At 69.5% G+C, this 15,383-nt stretch carries 18 protein-coding genes and 2 pseudogenes; 12 read left to right on the plus strand and 8 right to left on the minus strand.

Going from position 1 to position 15,383, the window contains the following annotated elements; translation table 11 throughout:
• Nucleotides 1-28: 28 nt before the first annotated feature.
• The 3 genes from QFZ58_RS03360 to QFZ58_RS03370 all read left to right on the plus strand — a co-directional run bounded on the left by QFZ58_RS03360 (nt 29) and on the right by QFZ58_RS03370 (nt 1,670).
• Complete coding sequence (locus tag QFZ58_RS03360) at nt 29-574, plus strand: MOSC domain-containing protein (RefSeq protein WP_307123388.1); 546 nt, start codon at nt 29-31, stop codon at nt 572-574.
• Nucleotides 575-901: 327 nt separating this feature from the next.
• A complete protein-coding gene (locus tag QFZ58_RS03365) occupies nt 902-1,063 on the plus strand; it encodes a hypothetical protein (RefSeq protein ID WP_307123389.1) in 162 nt (53 codons plus the stop codon).
• A 220-nt stretch (nt 1,064-1,283) separates the two neighbouring features.
• The gene (locus QFZ58_RS03370) at nt 1,284-1,670 is read left to right on the plus strand and encodes a hypothetical protein (RefSeq protein WP_307123390.1); all 387 of its coding nucleotides are present in this window, start codon (nt 1,284-1,286) and stop codon (nt 1,668-1,670) included.
• Between the two features lie 109 nt (nt 1,671-1,779).
• Here QFZ58_RS03370 and QFZ58_RS03375 read toward each other — a convergent pair whose 3' ends face one another.
• Both QFZ58_RS03375 and QFZ58_RS03380 read right to left on the minus strand, forming a co-directional pair.
• Nucleotides 1,780-2,154, minus strand: a complete 375-nt coding sequence (locus tag QFZ58_RS03375; RefSeq protein ID WP_307123391.1) for a toxin Doc — start codon at nt 2,152-2,154, stop codon at nt 1,780-1,782.
• Nucleotides 2,154-2,393 (minus strand): hypothetical protein, encoded by a 240-nt coding sequence (locus QFZ58_RS03380; protein ID WP_307123392.1) that lies wholly within the window; start codon nt 2,391-2,393, stop codon nt 2,154-2,156. Before QFZ58_RS03380 ends, QFZ58_RS03375 begins: the two co-directional genes overlap by 1 nt.
• Before the next feature lie 411 nt (nt 2,394-2,804).
• Between QFZ58_RS03380 and QFZ58_RS03385 the strand changes: the two genes are divergently transcribed.
• Entirely contained in the window at nt 2,805-3,161 is a 357-nt protein-coding gene (locus QFZ58_RS03385; protein ID WP_307123393.1) for a hypothetical protein, read from the plus strand.
• 121 nt (nt 3,162-3,282) lie between these two features.
• Here QFZ58_RS03385 and QFZ58_RS03390 read toward each other — a convergent pair whose 3' ends face one another.
• Nucleotides 3,283-3,546 carry a DUF5133 domain-containing protein gene (locus QFZ58_RS03390; protein ID WP_307123394.1) on the minus strand — a complete coding sequence of 88 codons (264 nt, stop codon included), beginning with the start codon at nt 3,544-3,546 and terminating at the stop codon, nt 3,283-3,285.
• A 982-nt stretch (nt 3,547-4,528) separates the two neighbouring features.
• On the opposite strand from QFZ58_RS03390, the gene QFZ58_RS03395 reads away from it, so the two are divergent.
• The 3 genes from QFZ58_RS03395 to QFZ58_RS03405 all read left to right on the plus strand — a co-directional run bounded on the left by QFZ58_RS03395 (nt 4,529) and on the right by QFZ58_RS03405 (nt 6,969).
• Nucleotides 4,529-5,032 (plus strand): lamin tail domain-containing protein, encoded by a 504-nt coding sequence (locus tag QFZ58_RS03395; protein WP_307123395.1) that lies wholly within the window; start codon nt 4,529-4,531, stop codon nt 5,030-5,032.
• A 264-nt stretch (nt 5,033-5,296) separates the two neighbouring features.
• The gene (locus tag QFZ58_RS03400; RefSeq protein ID WP_307123396.1) at nt 5,297-5,431 is read left to right on the plus strand and encodes a hypothetical protein; all 135 of its coding nucleotides are present in this window, start codon (nt 5,297-5,299) and stop codon (nt 5,429-5,431) included.
• Nucleotides 5,431-6,969, plus strand: coding sequence for a hypothetical protein (locus QFZ58_RS03405; RefSeq protein ID WP_307123397.1), 1,539 nt, complete (start codon nt 5,431-5,433; stop codon nt 6,967-6,969). Before QFZ58_RS03400 ends, QFZ58_RS03405 begins: the two co-directional genes overlap by 1 nt.
• 288 nt (nt 6,970-7,257) lie before the next feature.
• On the opposite strand, the gene QFZ58_RS03410 is transcribed toward QFZ58_RS03405, so the two are convergent.
• Nucleotides 7,258-8,352 (minus strand): DUF6215 domain-containing protein, encoded by a 1,095-nt coding sequence (locus QFZ58_RS03410; RefSeq protein ID WP_307123398.1) that lies wholly within the window; start codon nt 8,350-8,352, stop codon nt 7,258-7,260.
• Between the two features lie 267 nt (nt 8,353-8,619).
• Between QFZ58_RS03410 and QFZ58_RS03415 the strand changes: the two are divergent.
• The 3 genes and pseudogenes from QFZ58_RS03415 to QFZ58_RS03425 form a co-directional block, all read left to right on the plus strand.
• A pseudogene (locus QFZ58_RS03415) lies at nt 8,620-8,856 on the plus strand (ATP-binding protein); the annotation flags it as partial.
• A gap of 280 nt (nt 8,857-9,136) precedes the next feature.
• Nucleotides 9,137-9,679 (plus strand): GNAT family N-acetyltransferase, encoded by a 543-nt coding sequence (locus QFZ58_RS03420; RefSeq protein WP_307123399.1) that lies wholly within the window; start codon nt 9,137-9,139, stop codon nt 9,677-9,679.
• 145 nt (nt 9,680-9,824) lie between these two features.
• Nucleotides 9,825-10,391, plus strand: coding sequence for a nitroreductase family protein (locus QFZ58_RS03425; RefSeq protein WP_307123400.1), 567 nt, complete (start codon nt 9,825-9,827; stop codon nt 10,389-10,391).
• A gap of 61 nt (nt 10,392-10,452) precedes the next feature.
• Here QFZ58_RS03425 and QFZ58_RS03430 read toward each other — a convergent pair.
• A pseudogene (locus QFZ58_RS03430) lies at nt 10,453-10,681 on the minus strand (transposase); the annotation flags it as partial.
• Between the two features lie 134 nt (nt 10,682-10,815).
• Here QFZ58_RS03430 and QFZ58_RS03435 point away from each other — a divergent pair.
• The gene (locus tag QFZ58_RS03435; RefSeq protein ID WP_307123401.1) at nt 10,816-11,325 is read left to right on the plus strand and encodes a DinB family protein; all 510 of its coding nucleotides are present in this window, start codon (nt 10,816-10,818) and stop codon (nt 11,323-11,325) included.
• A gap of 73 nt (nt 11,326-11,398) precedes the next feature.
• Here QFZ58_RS03435 and QFZ58_RS03440 read toward each other — a convergent pair whose 3' ends face one another.
• Nucleotides 11,399-12,148 (minus strand): dienelactone hydrolase family protein, encoded by a 750-nt coding sequence (locus tag QFZ58_RS03440; RefSeq protein WP_307123402.1) that lies wholly within the window; start codon nt 12,146-12,148, stop codon nt 11,399-11,401.
• A 108-nt stretch (nt 12,149-12,256) separates the two neighbouring features.
• Here QFZ58_RS03440 and QFZ58_RS03445 point away from each other — a divergent pair, with 108 nt between their 5' ends.
• Entirely contained in the window at nt 12,257-12,739 is a 483-nt protein-coding gene (locus tag QFZ58_RS03445; protein WP_307123403.1) for a MarR family winged helix-turn-helix transcriptional regulator, read from the plus strand.
• A 355-nt stretch (nt 12,740-13,094) separates the two neighbouring features.
• On the opposite strand, the gene QFZ58_RS03450 is transcribed toward QFZ58_RS03445, so the two are convergent.
• A complete protein-coding gene (locus QFZ58_RS03450) occupies nt 13,095-14,078 on the minus strand; it encodes a zinc-binding dehydrogenase (RefSeq protein WP_307123404.1) in 984 nt (327 codons plus the stop codon).
• A 44-nt stretch (nt 14,079-14,122) separates the two neighbouring features.
• Nucleotides 14,123-14,992 (minus strand): helix-turn-helix transcriptional regulator, encoded by an 870-nt coding sequence (locus tag QFZ58_RS03455; RefSeq protein WP_307123405.1) that lies wholly within the window; start codon nt 14,990-14,992, stop codon nt 14,123-14,125.
• Nucleotides 14,993-15,383 lie beyond the last annotated feature (391 nt).

Below are 15,383 nucleotides of genomic sequence, written 5' to 3' on the forward strand. Positions count from 1 at the left end.
GGGAGATCGGCAACAGGTGGGGTGGGAGATGGCCGGCCGGATCACGGCAGTGAGCCGCAACGGGACGTACTCGTTCAGCAAACCGAATCGCGAGTCCGTCACCCTGCTCGTCGGCCTCGGGGTCGAGGGGGATGTCCACGCGGGTGAGACGATCCGCCATCAGTTCCGCATGAGCTACGAGCCGGACCTGCCCAACCTGCGCCAGGTCCACCTGATGCATGAGGAACTCTTCGACGAGCTCGCGCTCAAGGGCTTCGCGGTCTCCGCGGGCCAGCTCGGGGAGAACATCACCACGCGTGGCGTGGACCTGCTCGGCCTCCCCACCGGTGCCCTGCTGCACCTCGGCGAGGAGGCGGTGCTCGAGGTGACGGGGCTGCGCAACCCGTGCGCGAAGATCAACGACTTCCGCAAGGGTCTGCTCGGCGAGGTCTTCGCCCTGGATCCCGTCTCGGGAGACTTCACCTTCAAGTCCGGGATCATGGCCGTGGTCCGCCGTGGTGGACCCGTTCGCCCGCGCGACCCCATCGAGATCGAACTTCCGCCCACCCCCCACCGCCCGCTGGAGCGCGTCTGAAGGGTGTTGCAGAACCGAGACAGCGCTGCGAATCGGCCATCATTCGCGAGCGCCTCGCAATGCCCCATTTTCAACTGGGGCCACGTGGCTGGCACGACGAAACGATGTACCACTTTCGGTGGAGGACCGGGAGAGCGGAGTGCTGGTGTCATCCGTCAATGTGCACCGTCACGCTGACACATGGGGAATCGGGTACTGGTGGCGGAGCACCGACGCCGGGGCTATGCGACGGAGGCGGTGCTCGCCCTGGCCACATGGTCCTTCACCGAACGAGGGGTTCAGCGCCTGGAATGAAAAGCGGAGGCGGGGAACAGGGCCTCCTGGGCCGTGGCGGAGAAGGCCGGCTTCGTCAGGGAAGGCACCTTGCGGGCGGCGCTGGCCGGCAGGAACGGTCTGAGGGACACCTGGGTCGGCGCTCTGCTGCCCGCCGACCTCGGTCTGCCCTTCGCTCTCCCCTGCTGCCCCGCACAGAGCGATCTTCCGGAGTGACGCGCACAGCCTGGGTCGGCCCGAAGCTGGGGGCGCGGCCTCCCTTTGTGTGCGGGTGGGCGGTGATGCGGCCCGCCCGGACCGGAACTCCACGGGCGCACGTCTTGCCTCGGCCTCCAACTCGAGTCGCCCAGCCGTGCAGTGCCCGGCAGAGAGAATCGGCGGGGTCGACAGCTTGCGGAAGCGTCTGCTCCCTCGGAGCCGGGGGTACGCGGACCCCATGACACTGGCCCGCTCCTTACCCGACACCGCGACCGAGTGGTGGCTCTACCTCGGCGTACTGGCTCTCTACCTGCTCACCCGATGGTTCCTCGCTTGGCACCAGGCGAGGAAAGAGGGTGTTGAGCACCCCGTACGCGCAGCCTTCGACGACGAGGAGCCTGGGGAGAACGCCGGGCCGGCGGCTGCCATGGGAGCATTCCGCTCCTACCGGCAGCTCCTGGGTTTCCTGGCGGGCGGGATATTGATCGTGCTGGTCGCCACCCTGACCGAGGGCGGGCTGCAACTGGCCCTTATGTGCGCCCTCATCCCTGTCGTCGTCACCCTGCTGGCTTACGTCGATTTCCGTCGCGCGCGGACGCACAGGCGGGCACACGCGCACAGCTGATGCGCCCCGGCAGCCGGGACGCGCGACGACTACGGCCCCGTGCCCCGCATGAGCAACAAGTCGCATGCGGCACCTGGCCGTGGCGCTGGGACACGTCGGCGCACAGCAGTCAGATGCGCCAGCGTCGGATGCGCTCGGCAGCCTGGTAGACGTTTGCCTTGTCAGCCTGGATGTCCCGGACGAGATCGACCATGGCGCCGTACGGGGGGTCGATGCCGTCGCCGGAGGCGTGCATGTAGGCAGCGGCCACCTGGCACGCGTAGAGGCTGTTGCGATAGGGCAGCGGCTGCAGGCACACCACGGTGTGCAGGAGTGCGGCGGCGCGCCAGGCGGGGTCGGGGTCGGCAGTGGTGGGTCGGGGGATGCGGGTCTTGTGGCGGGCGACGGCGGCGACGAGGGCGGAGTAGTCGGCGACGCTGACGTCTTCGGGGACAGCCTGCTCCTGGACGTCCAGGAGCCAGGGGACGTCGATGTGGAGGATCATCAGGCTGCGTCCGCTCCCTGATGGCGCGCGGGAGGCGGGGCCTCGTCGGGAAAGGCGTCGTCGAATTCCTTCCGGTGCGCTTCGCCCCAGGAGACGGCGTATCGAACGAACTGGAGGCGCTGCTGTTCACGCAGGGGCAGGTCGTGGACGAACTGCTTGAGAGACTTGCCCTCGGCGGCCGCGGCGGCACGGACCGCTTCGAGTTCCTCGTCGGTGAAAGCGATGTTCAACGATGGCATATCCCCATGGTACCTACTAGGTACCTGAGCGGCCAGCAGCGGCGGCTGAGCAGGCGCAGACGTCCGCCCCGGCAAGTCATGGGGAAGCGTGGGTGTGGCAAGTGGGTGATTGCGTACATGCCGGTGACCCCAGACTGTCCGGAGTCCCGAGACGAGATGTCCGGCCTGGCACGATGAACGCCTATGAGTGATCAAGAAGCTGCGCCGGCTCAGGCTGCTCCTGGGGAGAGAGCTGCGCACCCAGCGGCTGCTTGCGGGAAGGCTGGTACCGGCGCGCGCGGCCTCCGCCATGACGAGATGGCCCGCCGGAGTGAATCGGGCAGAGGGCGGCTCCAGGCCGCTTCGCCTCCGGATGCGGGGGCATACGGAAGTCCCGCGGCCCGATTCGGCGGCCGCCAAGAGGAGGCGACGATGGGCAGAGTCTGGACCTGCCCGGCACAGCTGAACCGCGTGCTGGGTGACGACATGGTCGATTACACAGTGGAATGCCAGGACGGCAGTCTGGGCAGTGTCGTCAGGGTCTCGCAGGTGCCCGGCTTCGATCACCTGGTGATCGACGCAGGGGTCTGGAAGTTCGGCAGGAGCGTCGTCGTGCCGGCGGGCATGGTGGCCGCCGTCGACGACTCCGAACGAGTGATCAGGGTCGCGTGCACCAAGGACGAGATCATGGACGCCCCGCGCTTCGAGCGCGATCAGGACACCGGCGACCTCTTCTATCTGAGGTCGCTGGGCGCGTACTACACATCCCTGGTCACTGTCCCGGAGTGAGACCTGACACGGCGCCACCGACGGGAAGTCGGTGGCGCCGTTCTGCTGTTCTCACTCCGCTGTCGGGCATGCGCCCACCGGGGCCGCATGCCCGCCGGCAGCGGTATGAGGTGCCGGCCGCTCAGGCGGCCTGAAGGCGGTCGTCCTGCTGGGGACCCGCCAGGCGGCGGCCGCCCGAGGAGTCCGCGGGTCGCAGGCCGAGCATGGTGTCGGCCACGTGCAACGCCTGGGAGATCTCCCGGGTGCCGGTCATGACGCACAGGGTGTAGGTGGCGTTCTCGACCGCTCGGACCGTGGCATCCGTGGAATGGCGCGCGTCCTCGATGCGGGCGTCGGCGTAGCGTGCCAGAGCTACTCGCAGGTCCTGAGGACCGGGTGTCAGCACAGCAGGTTCTCCTCTGGTGTTCGATCCACTCCGGATGCGGGCCGCGCGTCGTCGCGTGTGCCGCGGCATGCGTGTACCCACTCGCGGACGGAGTACGCTCCCGACTGCGTGTACTGCAGCGGGAGTCGGCGGTCCGGGCGTCCTACCGCGCTGTGAGCGCTCCGCCGTCCGGCGGGCTCTGTTCTCCTCGGTGTGCGCCCGTATCGTGCGCGTCGGCGGCTCGACCGCCTCGGGGTGCTCCAGGTCCTGGTTCACGACCCGCCTCGTCGACGAGCAGCCCCCTGACCGCCCACGGCGCCGGCGGATACCGGGTGATGAAGTCGGCGCTGCTCGCGCTCGGGGCCTGCCATGCGGTCACCGCGTGCGGACGGCGCCTTGCCGCGTCCCTCCGGTGGGTGGCACTCGCGGGAGACGGGCTCGCCGCGAGATGCTCGCACTGTTGCCCGCGCCGAGCGTCGGACGCCGGCAGCCTGCGGGTCGCAGGCCAGTTGCCCGACGGCCGAAGGTGGTCGCCCCGGCCGCCGGTGCCGTAACAGGCCCTCTCGGCGACCACTCCGTGCACCGTGTCGCGAGGGCCCCCGCCGATCCGCACCGGATGACGGCCCAGCCCGCCATCCTCCAGCATGGGGACTACCGGGCCACCGACCGCCCGGCCGGCCTGGGTGGCGTTGGCCTTGGCGCTCGGCTTCTGTTCCGAGCGATGGCGCTCGGCCTGCCCTGGCAGCCGGACACTCTGTTCGAGGCATCCGACCGGCTGAACGCCCCGCTGCGCTGTCGCTGCCGCGTCGAAGGCGGACGTTTCCGGACCCTGGTTGAGCCCGGTCCCGAGTGAGCTCCGACCACCATCCGCACATTGGCCGCGGACGACGGTTCCGGATGCGACAACCGTCGGCGTACACAATTTCTCCGCTTCCTTCACCAGAAGATCACACTTTTCGGTAGGCTCCGGGACGCTACATTCGCACCAGCGGGGGGACTCCTCATGCACATCCGTCACGCCCTGACCAGCGCCGCAGCTGCCGCTTCGGTCATCGCACTCGGCTTCGTGGCCGCCGCGCCGGCCCAGGCAGCCGAGTACTCATCGGCCCTGAAGATAAAGGGTGTCCAGTACGACGCCCCGGGCCGCGACTCCAACAAGTGCTCGGGCGGCAACACCAAGGACGAGTACCTGACGATAAAGAACTACTCGCGCACCTCGACCGTCAACCTCAAGGGCTATGTGGTCAAGGACGCCGTCGGTAACAAGTTCACCTTCGCGGCGTCCCACAACCTGCAGCCCGGCGACTACATCAAGCTGCGCGGCGCACGCGGCACCGATTCCGACGCCAAGAACGTCGTCTATCGCCAGAACTGCAACTTCATCTGGAACAACGACAAGGACACCATCTACCTGTACAAGCCCACAGGCGCCCGCGCCGACGTCCACTCGTACACCAAGAAGACCAACGACCGGGACGGCAACGGCTACATCACCTACCACGGGTGACATTCCGGGCAGCTGACGGCACGGCTCCCATGTGACGCCGTCCGCATCGCCGCAGCCGGCCGCCGGGTCGCTCCACGCCGGAGTGCGTGGAGCGGCCCGGCCACCGGGGCGATGTCCGAGATCACCTGGCGTCCTCATGCGAAGTGTGTCCGGTTCTGGCGGCGGGGACGATCCGGTGCGACGCCCGCTCCGGACCGATCCCGTCGTTCCGCACGACGCCCGGCCTCTCCCCCACCAGGTGGAAACGCGGTGGCCCGGCAACGGATGACGACAGCCGACGCGGTGCTCCGGCACGACCTGTACGATCTGCCGCGGGCGACGCCGCGTTTCGCAACGTCGGTGCTCGGCCCGGCCGCGCCCGGTGACCGGGTCGACGCGACGGGGAGCGAAAGCGACTGATGCCGGACTGGACGTATCACCCGCTGCGCGGTCCGGCCGCCGCCGCCCTCGGCAAACGTCGCTCGCAGCGAACCGCACTGCGGTTGCTGGCCTCTGTCGGCTCCCGTCCCGCGGGCGCGCGGCTGATCGCCTGGGTGGTCGGCCACCGCCCCACGCCGAAGCGGCTCGCCGGCGAGATCGCCGGCGTCCCCGTGGCCGTGCGTCTCGGTATATCCGTTCCGCCCTCGCTCGCCCGCGAAGCGGTACGCGTCATGCCACCGCTCGGGGCCGGTGTCGTCGAGGTGGCGCCGGTCTCGGCGGCCGACGCGGAGACCATACGCGAGGCCGCTGCCGGCCGGTCGGTCCCGCTCGTTGTCCGCGCCTGCGATCCGGAGGCCGAGGCCACACTCGAGCCCTATGTCGACGGGTTCACCAGGAGTGACGACCCGTACGTGGTCCATGTGTCCGCCCCATCGGTCACCGCCCCGGCCGCGGCACTCACGGAGCCGGGCATCGTCGTACTCGCCCGTCCCGGAGTGCTCGTCGCGGCCGGACCCGGCTGGTTCCAGCGGGTCACCGAGGCAGCCATGCCCACCGAGCCCCCTCCGGTGCTACGGGACGTCGGCCGCGATCCCCGCCGCTGGCCCGCCTGGTGGTGGGCGCTGCTCGTCGGGCTCGGTATGACGGGCGCCGGACTCGGCGCCGCGGCGATCACGCTCGGGCCGGTGCTGCTCTCGTACGACCGCGACTACCTCGACATGACGGTGCACGAACTGCATGCCGCCAACCACCACCTCGTGCACTTCATCCAACACGACCGGATCACCATGGCGGGCACGATGGTAGCCATCGGCGCCCTCTACACCGGCCTCGCCGTGGGCGGGATCAGACGCTGCTGGCCCTGGGCCCGCGAGATCTATCTGCTCTCGGGGGCGATCGGCTTCCCCACCTTGTTCTACTTCCTGGCCACCGGCTTCGTGGAACCTCTGCACACGGCCACCACCATCGCGCTGTTCCCGATGTTCGTGGCCGCGGTCCGTCGGACTCCGCGCACACCCCGGTGGCGCCCGGTGCCCGAGGGGCCGGAGCCGGAGCGCCGACGGGCTCTCATCGGCCAACTACTGCTGATCACCACGGGAGCAGGGCTCTTCGTCGGCGGAGTGGTGATTTCGGTGGTCGGTCTGACCGGCGTCTTCGTGCCGACCGACCTGGCCTTCCTGGGCGCCAGTGCGCAGACGCTGGAAGTCGTGAACCCCCGGCTCGTGCCGTTCGTCGCCCACGACCGGGCGGGGTTCGGTGGCGCCCTGATGGCCGCTGCGGTGGCCATCACCCTTCTCAGCGCGTGGGGCTGGCGACGAGGTGAGGCCTGGGTGTTCTGGACCCTTTCCGCGGCGGCAACGGCCGGCTTCCTGCCGCCTGTGCTGATACACGGCGCGATCCACTACACCGACCTCTCTCACCTCGCGCCTGTCTACTTCGGCATCGTCACGACCGGCACCGGCCTGCTGCTCGCGCGTCCGTACCTCTGCGCCGGAAGATCGGCGAGGCCGAAGGGCTGACGAGCCGTCCCGGCAAGCGCTCCACCAGGAGCGCATGGACGCCTCGGAAACCCTGAGCCTGCGATCAGCTGTCGCCGGGGCCGGACAGGCGACCGTCCCGCCTTCGTCCTCTTCGTCCCCTTCGGCGACAACGGCTCCGACACACCGCCCCCTGCTCGTCTCCGGGTGAGCGGCAGTCCGGCAGGGTACGTGCTCACGAGCGGACTGTCCGGCCGCCCCACCCGCTGTGGGCATCGCGTCGGGTGGCATGGGCTCCGTACTCTTGCACGGCCGACACCACTCGGCCTCTCATCGAGCAGTCCGCTCGGGGATCGTCGGAAGCACCGCGTCTGCGATGTCGAGGAGAACGCCGTCGTCCGGGAGGGCTCCGGACGAACTCCATACGGTGATGTCGTAGTAGCCGCCCCGGTCCTTACGGTCGAAGGCCACGGACAGCGTCCTGGCGAGGGGACCCTGCTCGACCGGTCCGCTGGATCCTTCACTCCCCAGGTCGAGCTCGAGCCGCATGGTGTGTTCCGAGGAGAAGAACGCGGGCCGGCCGAGGACCGTCAGCGTCTTGAGGTTTTCGCCCCCGCTCTTCATCAGCTGCACGTACTGGGCAGTCGACAGCTCGTTGTAAGTGGCCGAAAAGTTCACGGTGTAGGTGTCGAACGTGACCTCGGCCTCAGGCTGTGCGACGTTCCCGTCGGTCAGGGGCGCAGTGTTGCTGGTGCCGGAAACGGTGGTCGCGGCTTCTTCAGGCGTTCCGAGGAGCTGGGCCAGGTCGGGCCGGTTGAGTGCCTCGCACAGCTCGTCACCCGTGACAGCCTGAGGCGTCTTGGTGTAAGCCTTCGGCAGCTTCTCGTGTTCCCCGCCCGGACACGAGACGGGCTGCGGTGTGCTGTCGTCGGATGGCAGCACGCGTGGGCCGAACCACAACGCGGCTGCGAGCGCCCCGAACACGGCTACGGCCGCGACGGCCTGACCCCATGCGTTGGGCTCCTTCACGGGAGTGTCAGGGCCGGGGCGCGGCCCGGCTCCCGCGGGGGCCGGGGCTTGGACCAGGGCTTGGACCGGGCCTTGGACCTGAGCTCGGGCCGCGGCCGGCATATAGGCCGGAATGTGGGCCGGGGCCGGGGCGTGGGCCGGGGTCACAGTATCGACCACCGCCCCGTCCGGGGAGGCGGCCGGACTCTGCCTCCTCCGGCGTGCGCGCAGCGCACGGACCACCGTGTGGACGCGGATCGCGGTGAACACGAGGAACACCACGCCGAGGCAGGCCGCCGTCCCGTTGTGCTCGCTGATGGCGAGATACGTGATGCGTACGCCGAGGACGGACCCGACCAGGATGAGTAGGGGCTCACGGACCCAGAAGGGCAGGAGACGAAGGAGGAAACCGAGCACCCGGTGATCTCACCAGAGCAAGACCGCAACCGCCGTGACGGAAGCCACAGTTCCGGAAGACTCGGCAGACGCTTGTCCTGCCCCCCCCCCAGGACCATGCAGCGCAAGACCACACGGTTCGTCGGTCAGCCCGAACTCGTCGCCCCCGCAGAACAGGTCGTCAGCGGCAATCCACTATCGAATGGGCCGCCCCCAATCGAGCACGCGCGGGGGCCGGGCTCCCCCGAGGGAGTGCGGTCGGCCGACGAAATCTGAGGCCACGGCGACACGAGCGTGCTGCCGGTCGAGAACACGGGCCATTCGCTCCCACCGGAACTGGTGCCGACCCTCACCGAACCCTTCCGGCGCGGAACGGAACGCGTACGCACAGACGAGCACGCCGGCGTGGGCCTCGGCCTGGCCATCGTGCACAGCATCGTCGGCGCCCACGACTGGACCCTCGAGCTCGCCCCCCGCACCGCCGGGGGTCTCCTCGTCACGGTCGGGCTCGCCGGCACGCTGTAGGCGTCATTCCCGTGTGGCGGGGCCGGTCAGCCGCGGGTCGTCCCGTTCTCACCCGCCGCCTTGCACCCAGGGCCCTGAATGTCGCTGCACCTGAAACCGCTCCGGCTCTCGGCGGACAACTGCAAGGCTGCGCTGAGCCGGCGGTCGGCCGTAGGAGCTGTCGGCACCCTGACGGCCATCCACCACGGCCGGAACGTGAGGGGCGCGGGAAACAAGGGTGTGCTTGTGGCCGGCCCTCGGTATCCTGCCTCGTCCTGACGGGCCAGAGAGGTACCCCACCATGAGCAGCACCACGTCGTCCTTTCCCGAGCGGATCGAACTGTCGGGCGAGGGCCTCGTCCTCCGCGACTGGACGGAGGCGGATTTGACCGCGATGCCGGAACTCTTCGACCACCCCGACATCGCTTACTGGACACCGATCGTCTCCCCCTTCGACGAAGCGGCCGCCCGCGCACGACTGCGCCGGGACCGGCAACTGCGGGCGGAGGGCGCTGCCATCTTGCTCGCCATCACCGTCGACGGCGCAGCACCGCTCGGCGAGGTGATGTTGCGCCGAGCCCCCGAAGGCACGGAGCTCGGTTACGCAGTCGGCCCGGCGCACCGCGGCCAGGGGCTGGCGGCACGGGCGGTGCGGGTGATGGCCGCTTACGCCTTCGAGCAGTTGGGGGCGGGGCAGGTGATTCTGGAGCTCGAGGCCGAGAACGCCGCCAGCGTTGCCGTCGCCACCAGGGTGGGCTTCGTGCCGCTGGACGTGCCGCTGATCACGGGTGAGGAGAAGGGAAGGCCCTACGCCCTGCAGACGTGGGGCCTGGACCGCCCCTGACCCCTGGGGCGCGTATCGAGTCGTGATCAATCGGTGGGTTTCGCCCTCGTAGATCTTCGTTCCGGTGGATCGCCTGGCGTGGGCGGTGCCTGGGACGCTCGCACCGGCCGGAATACGCACTCGCGGCAGCCGGTTGCAGCGCAACGTGCACCATCCTCAGGAGCCGCCCAGCGGCATACACCCATTGCTTGCCGGGCGCTTCAGCCCCTACCGGTTCGATCCGTCTGCGGTGGTCGACGACCACGCCCTCGGGCTGCTGCTGGAAGCCGCGCGGTGGGCACCGTCGGCGGGGAACTCCCAGCCGTGGGGCTTCTCCATCGGCCGGCCCGGTGAGCCGGAGCACGACCGGATGCTCCCTCACCTTGCGCCGAGCTCGGCCCGCTGGGCGACGGACGCGAGCCTGCTCGTCGTCACGGTGACGCGCCGGTACGTCGATGACACGCAGCTGCTCTACTCCGAGTTCGCGGACCACGACCTCGGCCAGGCCATCGCCCACATGACTGTTCAGGCCCAGGCCATGGGACTGGCCACGCACCAATTCCGGGCCTTCGACCTTGAAGGGCTCACCAACGAGCTGGACCCGAACCCAGGCTGGGTGATCGTCTCCATGGTCGCGGTGGGCACGGCGTCCGGCGGACCTCCGGAGGGCCGTGGCCGACGCAGCGTCGAGCACTTGCGCTCCGCTCCCTGGTCACCGGCAACCGAGTCGTGATCATTGACCGGCCCGGGTGAGGTCCCTGATCCAGATCATCGAGGCGCGCAGGTGGAGGCCGGCGAGCTAGCTGTCCGGGGTGGCCCTCCGGCAGGGCCTCGAAGACGCCGGCATCAGAAGCGGTTGTGGACGGTCGACCAGGCGCCGAACTCCTGCGGCACCTCCCGCCACTGCCCGTCGGTTCTGAACCGCCGGATGACACCCTCGAACTACTGTCCCAGCCGCTCGGGGTAAGGGCCGTACTCACCGATCGGAAGGTACGGCTTGATGAAGTAGCCACACGCGCTCAACTCCCCTCGCCTCCCTGTGGTTCCGGGGCAGCGGCAGGGCCGGTGATGCGGCTGGAGCAGGTGGACGATTGCCTCCGGGGAGTGGTGAGCGGATGCTGGTCCTGACGTGCACGCACGAATGAGGAGCTTGGCCAATGACCAGCGACCATCGCATAGGACCGCCGAACAGTGGAAGCGAACGTGACATGCTGCGGTCCTTCCTCGACTACCACCGCGCGACCCTCGCCATGAAGTGCCAAGGACTTACCGACGAGGAGCTGAGACAGCAGTCGATGCCGCCGTCGACACTGTCGCTGCTCGGTCTGGTACGGCACATGGCGGAGGTGGAGCGTGCTTGGTTCCGTCGGGTCTTCACGGACAACGACGCGCCCATGGTCTGGTCCGACGAGATCGACTTTCAGGCAGCGTACGACGCGAGCGCGTCCACCCGAGGCGAGGCGTTCGCAGCCTGGGAGGCCGAGGTGCACGAGTCGCGCCGTATCGAGCAGGAGGCCGGGTCGTTGGACCGGACCGGATATCAGCCGCGATGGAAGGAGGAGGTGTCCCTGCGGATGGTGATGTTGCACGTGCTCCTGGAGTACGGCAGACACAACGGGCATGCGGACCTTCTGCGCGAAGGTGTCGACGGAACCGTTGGCGCCTGAGTCCGCAGGTGCCACCGACAGCAGGCCACCACACCTGACCTGTGCAGGGTGCCGCCACCGTGCGGCCGGGGCTTCAGCTGTTGGTCAGGCTGCGTCCGAGGAGGGACAGCAGGCGGTCCCAATGGCGCTGCAGCGCGGAAGAATCGAAGGCGTCGGTGTCGGCCATGGTGAAGCCGTGGACGGTGCCGGGGTATGTCTCGGCGGTGTGACCGAGTCCTGCGGCGTCCAGAGCCCGGCTGAGCTCGCTGATGGCTGCGGACGGAAGGTCGTCGGAGAGGCCGAGGTGCACTTGGGCGGTGAGCTCGGGGACGAGGCGATGCGGGCTGTCGGGCGTGTCGGTCACCACGAAGCCGGGGTGGAATCCGGCGACGGCTGCCACCTGGTCGGGGTGGGCCGCTGCGGTGCGCAGCGCCAAGGCGGCGCCGATGCAGTAGCCGATCACTGCGACCGGTCCGGCGCCGACCTCGGGCCGGGTGGCGAGGAACGCGAGATAGGCGTCGGCGTCGCGCCGGACCCGGTGTTCGGTGATGTGCGCCTTGAGCAGGGGCATCAGCTGGGCGATGACTGCGGGCCGGATCTCCTCTCCGATGTGCTCGGGAAGCGGGATCACGGGTGCCGGGCCGTGCCGGTAGTAGAGGTTGGGGACGAGCACGTAGTAGCCGTGGTCGGCTAGTTCACCGGCCATTTCCTTCAGTACGGGCCGCACGCCGAAAGCGTCCGGGTAGAGCAGCACCCCTGGGTGCCGCTCACCGCCGTCGGGGAACGCGGCGAAAGCGTCGGCCGGGCCGTCCGGGGTGGGGATCTGCAGTGTCTTGGTGGGCAAGAGCTTCCTTCCTCGGCGCTCACACAACTAGCGTTAGCCGCACTAACGTTCACGGTGCGAGTGAACGTACATCGTTAGTCCCACTGTCGCAACGGTAGGCTTGGCGCCGTGACCAGAGCCGAAGCCACGGACATGCCCGACGAGACCGCGCTGAGGACGCCGGACAGGCTCAGGCGGCGGGCGAGCAGGCTGCTGTCGCAGCTGACCTTGCGGTCGGACCGGCTGGTCACCGAGGGCCTGGCCGGGGCCGACGCCCGCAAGTGGCACTACGCGGTGCTCGCCTCGCTGCAGGAGTACGGGCCGTGCAGCCAGGCCGACCTGAGCAGACGCTCCGGCATCTACCGCAGCGACATGGTCGGTGTGCTCAACGAACTGGTCGAGCGTGACCTCGTCGAAAGGGCACCGGATCCCGGCGACCGGCGCCGTAACGTCATCACGCTCTCCGCCCGAGGCCGCCGCCATCTGCGCCTCCTCGACGAGGTTCTGGACGACCTCCATGACCAGCTGCTCGCGCCGCTCCGTCCGGCCGAACGCGACCAGTTCGTGCAGTTGCTCACCCGCCTGTTGGACCACCACACCCAGGCCCCCTGAGGAGGAGTCCTCGGGATGAGGATACGGGGTGGTGGCACGGGCGATCGTGCGGAGGCGCAGACAGCCCTCGGCGCCGCTCTCGCATACTGCTGACGTAGGCCGGTCACCCACCCTTACGCACCCCGTTGCGTTCTTGTCCGAAAACGGTGCACGCCGCGGCGGGGCTGTTCGCCGACCGCCGCAGGTCGGCCTCGACGAGAGCGCCGCCTGACGCGAACAGGGGGCCCGCCGCCTGGGCAAGGAGCCGGCCGTGACCGACCCCTGGCCGACCTGCTTGCTCACGTACCGTGGGAGGGCGGCCGCAGGGTTGCGGTCGGCGCTACGCGTGTGGCACACCCGATGGGACGGTTCCGGCTCACAGAGCTGCGATGTCGAGCACGAGTTTGCCCGTGGTCGTGCCCGACTCGATGCGTCGGTGCGCCTCTACCACGCGTGCCAGTGGCAGGACCTCGGTCCGTACCCGCAGATCACCTGTCGCCGCGGCCGCCACCGCGCGGCGCAGCGCCTGCCCCGTCTCCGCGGGTTGAGCGGCGGAGAATGCGGCCAGGTTGAAGCCGGAGACGGTCTTGTTGGTGAACCACAGTTCATTGGCCGGGATTCCGACGTCTTCGGCGCCGGAGGCGTTACCCATCACCACCAGGCGTCCCATCGGGGCCAGCCGGTCCAGGCCGGCGCGACGTGCGGGGCCGCCGACCATGTCGACCACGATGTCGAACTCGCCGGCGTCGGCCATCTGGTCGCGCTGGACGACCTCGTCATAGCCGAAACGCTTGGCGATCTCGATCTTGGCCTCGCTGCCGACGGTGCCCACCACGCGGCCCGCACCCAGGAGACGGGCGGCCTGGCCGAGCTGGCTTCCCACGCCACCGGCCGCCGCGTGGACCAGAACGCTCTCTCCGGGCTCGACCCGGGCCACCCGGTCGAGCACGAGGAACGCGGTGGTGCTGTTGGAAGGCAGAGCCGCGGCGACGTCCAGCCCGATGCCGAGGCCGTCCAGCGGCGCGATCAGCTCGGCGGAGGTGACCACCACCTCGGCGTAGCCCCCACTTCCGACGATCGTGAGCGCGGCCACGGGCTGCCCCGCGGTCAGGCCCTCCACGCCCTCGCCGACAGCTCGTATCCGGCCCGCCACCTCGATGCCCGGCACGAACGGGAGCGGCACGTCGACCACGCCGCGCCGGTAGAGGATCTCGGCGAAGTTCGCGCCCGCGTACGCCACATCGATGGCGACCTGGCCCGGCCCGGGCTCGGGTATCGGCAGGGTGGCGGGGCGGAGCACGTCGGCCTCACCGAACTCGGGGACGATCACTGCGTTCATGTGCGTGCGGTCGCTGTTCATGTCCCCGATCCTGTGGCCACGGCGGCACGACGGGCAGTGTCCGCTCATCCTGGGTGTGGCACCACCAGTCTGTGCTGCTGCCGCATCAACGTCTGCAGCCGCTGCTGGGTGCCGGTGCCGGGACGTGGGCTGTGCAGGATCAGGTGGTGCCCAGGGTGCTCGGGCAGTGGCAGCAGCGTGGCCTCGAAGATCATCGTTCCGGCCTCGGGGTGATCGACCGCCTTGACCGCGCTGGTGTGCTCGGCAACATCGTGGCGGGCCCACAGTTCGGCGAACTCGGGGCAGACCGCGGCCAGATCGGAGGCGATGCGGCCGAACTCCGAGTCGTCCGGGTAACGTGCCGCGTCGGCCCGGAAGGCAGCGGCCACATCGGGGGCGGTCTCCGCCCAGTACCGGTGCAGGACCCGGTAGCGGGCGTTGGTGAAGAAGGAGACCAGGCAGTTGTGGTCGCTCTCGCGGTAGCCGAAGACCACGCGGGCCGCGTCGTTGACGGCGGTGAAATTCCAGTGGCGGTCGCGAACGTAGCCGGGCCTCGGTGCCCAGGCGTCCAGTAGCCGCTGCACCTCGGGTGAGGGGGCTGCCGAGGGCGCGGAGGTGACCTGTGGCGGGATGAGCCCGGCCAGACGGTACAGATGGGCGCGCTCGGCGGGGTCCAGCAGCAGAACGCGGGCGATCGCGTCGATGACTTGCGCGGACACCTTGATGTCACGCCCCTGTTCCAGCCACGTGTACCAGGACACTCCGACGCCTGCCAGCACCGCGACTTCCTCACGGCGCAGGCCCGGCGTGCGCCGTCGGCCACCGTCCGGCATGCCGACGTCGGCCGGCGAGACCCGGGCTCGGCGGCTGCGCAGGAACTCCCTCATCTCGGTGCGGCGGTCGTCGCGGGACAGAGACGAATGTATGGCGGCCATGGGCCAACCTTAGGCAGTCGCCCCGCACCACCGCGAAGGCCTTACCGCGTCAGCCCGCCGGTGCAGGAGTACAGGAGTACAGGAGGAGGCGCGGAGAACCGGCAACCGACCCCTTCATCGATGTTCGGGACCGGGCATCCCGGGACGACGAGGGGCTGCCGGACCATCCTGGTACGTCAATACCGCCCCGCTCCCGCGGCGGCATGCGGCGGCAGTGGTGCGGCGTGGGCCCTTCGGGAACAAGTTCGAGGTGGCGCCTGTCGCGGCCGTCAGTACCGCTCGCAGAGCCGCCGCACCGGGGTCCGGCCGGGCGCCGGAGTACATGCTGAGCTGCCTGGATTCACCACCGCCGCCATTTCGCGGCCTGCGGGACGCCGGTCAGCGGGTTCCT

Source organism: Streptomyces sp. B1I3 (assembly GCF_030816615.1).
Taxonomy (GTDB): Bacteria; Actinomycetota; Actinomycetes; order Streptomycetales; family Streptomycetaceae; genus Streptomyces.